Genomic DNA, 7,484 nt, shown 5'->3' on the forward strand with positions numbered 1-7,484 from the left:
TTATAAGCCAAAATAACAGCTGTTGATGCCGTTGGCATTGCTAATAAAAAGACCAGTTCTTCAGCTTCCATACCGGTAATACCAAATAAATATACAGAAATAAGCGCCACCACAGGTGTAATAAAACTTTTTAATATCACATTGATCATTAATGGTTTAGATAATGTTAATTTAACACCATGAATACCAACACCAACTGCAATAAGCGAAATAAAGTTACAAGCATTAGACATAATATCAAAGGTATTAAACACAAAATGAGGTAACCATTTTGTGCCATCGGTAACGCTCACAATTAACCCTAAAATAACAGCTAAAAACATTGGCTTCATCAGTGAGTTTTTGACTGCACTAAATATCATATCACCAGTTACCTTACCACCAGACATTTTGGTATCGCATAACTCTAACAGAAATATTGTCATTGGAATCAATGATAACGCCACAACAAAATTAGCAATCGCAACTGAAATAGTAGAAGCCGCACCTAACATCAACGTTAAGAAAGGAACCCCCATTCCCCCCATGTTTGGAAAGCAGCACAACATAGTATTCATAGCCGTTGACTTTAAATCTTTATGTAATATGTACTTATTGGTTAAAAAACAAATTATCCATAAAAATGACATAGTACAGAAAAACGCAAACATCCAAATACCATTAAATATTTGCGAAGGTTTAGCATGCGAAGTATGCACAAAAAGTAACGCTGGGAAGACAAAGTTTGAGACAAGTCCTGATAATAATTTTTTAGCATCTTTTGTGAAGATCCCTTGTTGTACACATAACCAACCAAGAAAAATTAATAAAAAAACTGGAAGACACGAACTTACAACTTGCCCAACTGCAGACCAGATTAGATTCATTTTTTAAAACTCCTAAAATAATATTACTTAAAATACAAATTCGGTAATTGGCCGGTAACTTCAGATTAGATATTATATTTATAAACCGAAGCAAAATAACTGGGTAACAAAATCAAATATTTTTTATTACCTATAAAACGGCATTTTTTTCTTGAAACTGGATATTATTAATAGGTTATTTCACACCGTGTATAATTGCTTAAAAACACGATTAATATGACAACCTTTAATTATATTTAAATGTAAAATATATAAACTTACAGATCATTATACTTACTCTTCTCGAACTTGTGTAAACCCCCCTTTCGGCTAGCTGTCCTAAAAACCCATAAAACCATTACAAATAGGTCTTATATTGATGAATAATTTATATTAGTTCATTAAAAAACAAGGAATAAGCAAAAATAAAAAATGAGTGTTAAAGTATAGTAAAAATTAATATTGCGCTAAAAATTACCTAAATGCTGTTTTTTTATAATGCGTTATTCGTTATAAAAAAACACGCCTATCATAGTTAATAATTTGATTTACTTTATTTATATAGAATTGTTGCTGTAAAGCTTTATTGTTGATATTTATATAATGGCAATGAACAAAGAAACAATATACGGTAAAGTTTGTTTCGAAAAAATCAATTAATGACTAACATAATGTAAATCATTTATTCGCTATTGTAAAATGAGTAATGCTACTTTGCGCTAATTTGACGATATAAGCATCTTACTTACTTATCATTTTTAATGCCTCAGCAATAATTAGTGACACTCCTTATTTTAATACTGTTGTGCATAAGCTCCTATCAAGATTGCTTTTAGTGAATGTCACAATGGCTTCCACTAAATCTATATAGAAGAAAAAGTGAAAACAATAATTTTAAAGCTTAACTAATTTTGTCGATAAAGATTTTCTTATTTTTCAAATCAAAGTTAAATGCAACATAGTAACAGTTTTAGATATTAAATATTATAATTCACTTATGAACCCATATTCACAATCGAGTTACGAAAACGTTTTAACGCAATTAAAAAAAATACTGTACCAATTGCTAATAACCACGCATAAGACGTCCAAACAACACTTAACCCCGCTCCGCGATACAAAATAGCCTGCCCTAATTCAACAAAGTGTGTAGTTGGAGCAAATAGCATAATATTTTGTACAATTTCGGGCATACTTTCACGCGGGGTACTACCACCAGACAGCATTTGCAGTGGTAACAGAATTAAAATAAGTAACATCGCAAATTGCGCTGTTGATTTTGCAACTGTTGCCATGAAAATACCTAGTGACGTTGTCACAAATAAGTGTAGCGCTGTCCCGATTAAAAATAAGGTTACCGAGCCTGCAATTGGCACATTTAACCAGCTATGTACCACAAGTAATAAGGCTATCCACGTTGATATTAATACCACAAGTCCCATCGACCATACTTTTGATATCATAATTTCAAATGGAGTCACTGGCATGGCAAGGAGATGATCAATGGTTCCATGCTCGCGCTCTTTCATTAAGGCGGCACCTGTTAAAATAATGGATAAAGTGGTCACTATGTTAATAATTTCCATAACTGAACCAAACCAAGATCGTGTTAAATTAGGGTTAAAAACGGTGCGCACTTGTATATTAACGGGTAAATTAGTTGCTTGACTATAACGATTTACATATTCGGTTACTTCACCTGTGATAATTTGTGTGATGTAGCCATTACCAACAAAAGCTTGTCCCATTCGTGTTGCATCAATATTTAGCTGAATGTTTGGACTTTGGTTATTGAGCACATCGCGCTGAAAATTAGGGGGGATATTTAAAGCAAATGTAAAGTTATCGGTATCCATGCCATGATCGACTTCATTCATTGAATTTAATTTAATTTAACAGGATGATTAAACATTGGCGGATAAAACGCGGCAATTATTTGTCTCGATAAAGGCGAATCATCTTCGTCAACCACTGCTATAGAAGCATGATTTAGGGAATCAGAGGTTGCGGTTGCAGCAATATAAATATCAAAAGTAAAGCAATAGGCAATCAATAATAGCATGATCGGATCACGCAATAATCCCCATAATTCTTTAATCCCTAAACGATAAATATTAGTTAAACTTTGCATAATATCTATCCTTCTTGCTTTTTGAGAAGAAAAATACTTGTGCCAAGCACAATAGGTATTGTGAGTAATAAAACCAATATTGAATTATGTAACTCTATAAAACTAAGTGCTTTATTAAACACACCACGAGCAATAATTAGCATATGCGTTGTTGGGTAAACTTCACCTATATAGCGTCCACCCCCTTCTAATGAGGTGATAGGATTAAGTAATCCTGAAAATTGAATTGCCGGTAACATGGTTCCCACGCAAGTTAGGAAGATAACGGCAATTTGGCTACGGGTGACAGTTGAAGCCAATAAACCTAATCCTGTTGCAATAATACAATAAGCAAATGCTGCTAGGCACAAAGTAAACAGGCTTCCTTTTATGGGAACACCAAAAATAGTGACTGCCATAACGAGTAGTAATAAAAAACTGAACATTAAAATAATGATATAAGGTACTTGTTTTCCCAATAAAAATTCAGCTTTAGTTACTGGTGTCACATATAAATTGATAATCGATCCCATCTCTTTTTCACGCACAACAGATAAAGCCGCTAACATCGATGGGATCATTAATAATAAAATAGGTATTACCGCTGGTACCATTGCTGGTAAACTTTTAACATCTGGATTATAACGGTACCTTGCTTCTATATTTGCAAGGCTAGTTGAGACTTGCCCTGTTGTCTCTTTGACTTTTTCGCTTAACCACGCAAGATGCATACCTTGGACGTAGCCTTTAATGGTTTCAGCGCGCAAAGGCATTGCGCCATCAATCCAAATTGCAATATCAACGGGATCACCTCGTTGTATATCTCGTCCAAAATTCGGTGGGATTTCAATCGCTAGAGCAATATCATTACTGCGTAATCGTGCATCCATGTTGTTATAGTCAGTAATTGGTTCCCTTTCAATAAAATATCGTTTAGAGCCCGATAAATTAAGGGTATAGTTTTTACTGATTATACTTTGATCCCGATCAAGTACAGCAAAACGTAAGTCTTCAACATCCATGGTAATGCCATATCCCATAACCAACATTAAAATGGCTGAACCTAATAAAGCTAATAAAGCACGCAAAGGATCTCGAGATAATTCTAGTGTTTCACGCCATATACACCCTATCATACGTCTGGTGCTAAATCCTTGGAAAGATTGCTTTGCTGATATTTCAGTAGCATGATTAGTTGTTGTTTTCGGCGTTTCAACCAATTGTTCTTCACTATGACTATTATCAGCTCCAGCATCAACAAGATAACGAATAAAGGCTTCTTCTAATATGTTAGCCTTTTTTGCGCTAATTATATTATCTGGTGTATCACTCGCTAACACTTTACCCGCATGCATTAAAGAAATTCTATCGCATCTAGCTGCTTCGTTCATAAAGTGAGTTGTGATAAAAACGGTGACTTTATCTTTTCTAGAAAGCTCGATAATTAAACGCCAAAAATCATCACGGGCAATGGGATCAACGCCTGATGTAGGCTCATCAAGAATAAGGATCTGTGGATTATGTACAACAGCAACTGATAATGAGAGTCGTTGCTTTACCCCTAAAGGTAAGCTATCGGGTAGATTTTGTGACTCTTGTTCTAAGCCAAAACGTTTAAGCAGTTCTTCAACTCGAGCGGGGATTTTACTTTCCTCAAGACCAAACAAGCGCGCATGTAATACCAAATTTTGTTCAACGGTTAACTCATTATATAAAGAAAAAGCTTGAGACATGTAACCTAAATGCCGTCTAACGTTAATATCACTGGCATCAATTGGTTTGCCAAATAGCCAAGCCTCTCCTGATGAGATCGGCAATAATCCCGTTAGCATTTTCATGGTTGTCGATTTACCACAACCATTTGAGCCTAAAAAACCAAATATCTCACCTTGTTTAATTGAAAAATTAACATGATCAACGGCAATAAAGTTGCCAAATTGTTTAGTTAAATTTTTGGCTTCTATTGCTATTTGTAAATCTTGATTAACATCTAAAGGAGGAATTTCAACAGCTTGATAAGCTTGTTTGGCACTTTCAGGCATTAACTGAATAAAGGCATCATCTAAATTATCTTTATTTGTTTGAGATAATAATGATTTTGGTGTGCCTGTTTCCAGAATCTTTCCACCATACATTGCCACCAACCAATCAAAGTTTTGCGCTTCATCCATATAGGCGGTTGCCACAATCACGCTCATTTGTGGCCTTTGTTTACGAATTTTATTAATCAATTGCCAAAATTGAGCTCGAGAAAGCGGATCAACCCCTGTTGTAGGCTCATCCAAAATTAATAAATCAGGATCATGAATTAATGCAGAACATAAGCTCACTTTTTGCTTCATACCGCCAGATAAGCGCCCTGCGGGTCTTGATAAAAAAGGATATAATCCAGTACTATGGGTTAACTCATCAATACGGCGCCTGCGCTCTGCGGCATCATTCCCAAATAAACGAGCAAAAAATTGTAAATTTTCTTCTACTGATAATGTAGGATACAGATTTTTACCTAACCCTTGTGGCATATAGGCAATTCGGGTACACACATTTTTACGGTGTGATTTATCCTTCATATCACCATCTAATACATAAACAGAACCGTCTTGAATAACATGAGCACCAGCAATGAGCGATAATAAACTCGATTTACCCACACCATCAGGGCCAATAAATCCAACCATACAACGCGGTGGAATCAAAAGATTAATATTATCAAGCGCACAGTTTTTTTTGTAGTGTAGCGTTACATTACTTACTTTTACTACTGCATCATCAAGGGATTTAGTTTCGTTAAGTAAAGCTAAATCCTTATTGTCTGAATCTGACATATGCTGTCTCCAATTATTTTGTTGGACATTTTGCAACATCAGATAAGCCGGCTGTCCATGGTGTATTCGTATCTAACCTAACCCAAGCAATGCCTGGTAGTCCCGTTTTAACTTGAGAAATAAAGCATTTTAATAATTGAGGATCTAATTGTGCTTTAACTCTAAACATCAATTTTTGACGTTCATCTTTTGTTTCAACTGTTTTTGGCGTAAATTGAGCAACACTTGATACAAATGATATTTTGGCTGAAATCGCTTTATCGGGTAAAGCATCAAGAACCAGTCTTACTTCGTCACCAATACCAACTTTACCAGCGACTGTTTCTGGCAAAAAGAATGTTAAATAAACGTCGGACAGATTAACAAGATTCAATACCTTACCACCTGAAGGTAAAACTTCCCCCAGTTGCGCAATACGATATTGAATACGTCCATCAACAGGAGCAATTAAGGTGCTGTCATTAATATTCGCTTGAATTTCATTGATATTTGCCTGCGCAACTTCAATCGCTGCATCGGCAGTGGTAACTTGTGATTTAGCTGAATCTAACACCGCCTTTGCACTATTGACTTTAGCGGTATCATCATCAAATTGCTGAACCGAAATCGCCCCTTTTTGATAAAGTTCTTGAGTACGTTGTAAATGTTTATTAGCAATATCCAAATCACTCTCTTTTTGAGTAACAGCCGCTAAAGCAACAACTTTATCACTCATAGCTTGTCGATGTTGAGCTTGGGCTTAATTTAATTGTGCTTGTAAGGTATCAGTTTGCATAACCACTAGTGGTTGTCCTACCTTGACAAAATCGCCTTCATCAACGTTAATTTTTTCGATTCTACCCGCTAGTTTAGTTGAAATATTGATTTCCGTTGCTTCAATACGCCCATTACCACTAATAAAATTCGAGCCATATCCATCAGTTTTTAACTGCTGCCATAAAATAAAAACGATAGCAACAACCACAACAGCAATAATAACCCATTTTCTGCTTATTTGTTTCATGAATAACACCTTTTTAACACGGTTTATAACAAATCTAAACGAAGTAACAAATCGTTATAGGGCATTTACTTGTATTGGTTAAATAATAGCAAATGTTTATAACAAATAAAATCTGTTCATAAAACAAACGCAATAAAAGCTAAAAATTTATAGCATGTGAAATACTTTAATATTTTCTTAAATAACAATAATATTGTTATATATGTAACGGTGTAGATATATCTATCATTATTTAATATTTCGAAATAATCTTTTAACAATATAAGGATGTAAAATAGAAACTGGCAACATATATAATTTACCCCAAATATTATGATTTTTAACTGAGGCAATTAAATATAATGTATTTTTATTTGAATTATCGTGCTCATCTATAACAATAATGCAGACACAAACATCCAAATGGGAATCTTTTACAACTAATGTAAGTTTATTGTCGGTTTCCTCTGTAATAGTAAAAAAATGAACCATATTGTTTAAATTTGAATCATGATTCTCTTTTCGAGAACGGCTAAAACCGTTAATAGGCTTAATACCAACTGCTTTCACTAAACAATCCCTTATTCTAAAGAGTATTTCTAACCATTTAGGCTGGTGAGATGTCATTATTTCATAGGCTTGATATGCGGTCAGATTTTTAGAAATCGCTTTTTTCTGGTAATCTAAGTAATCTATTTCATTTGCAATTAAAGTAGCATTAC

At 34.4% G+C, this 7,484-nt stretch carries 3 protein-coding genes and 2 pseudogenes; all 5 read right to left on the reverse strand.

The annotated features are described in order from the left end of the window. The coding region (locus A9G30_RS07705; RefSeq protein WP_065588579.1) for an AEC family transporter at window positions 1-866 on the reverse strand (866 nt) is incomplete at its 3' end. A gap of 974 nt (window positions 867-1,840) precedes the next feature. Beyond that, window positions 1,841-2,976, reverse strand: a pseudogene (locus A9G30_RS07710) (ABC transporter permease). A 5-nt stretch (window positions 2,977-2,981) separates the two neighbouring features. After that, on the reverse strand, window positions 2,982-5,780 hold the full coding sequence (rbbA, locus tag A9G30_RS07715) for a ribosome-associated ATPase/putative transporter RbbA (protein WP_065588580.1): 2,799 nt from the start codon (window positions 5,778-5,780) through the stop codon (window positions 2,982-2,984). 13 nt (window positions 5,781-5,793) lie between these two features. Further along, window positions 5,794-6,783: pseudogene (locus tag A9G30_RS07720) on the reverse strand (HlyD family secretion protein). A 228-nt stretch (window positions 6,784-7,011) separates the two neighbouring features. Continuing rightward, the coding region (locus A9G30_RS07725) for a DUF2867 domain-containing protein (protein ID WP_081295757.1) at window positions 7,012-7,484 on the reverse strand (473 nt) is incomplete at its 5' end.

The sequence above is a fragment of the Gilliamella sp. Fer4-1 genome, from assembly GCF_001690515.1.
GTDB classification, from domain to species: domain Bacteria; phylum Pseudomonadota; class Gammaproteobacteria; order Enterobacterales; family Orbaceae; genus Gilliamella; species Gilliamella apicola_C.

Bases quoted from the DNA above. Each gene is read 5' to 3' on its own strand.
- rbbA (WP_065588580.1), bottom strand. From the start codon at position 5,780: ATGTCAGATTCAGACAATAAGGATTTAGCTTTACTTAACGAAACTAAA.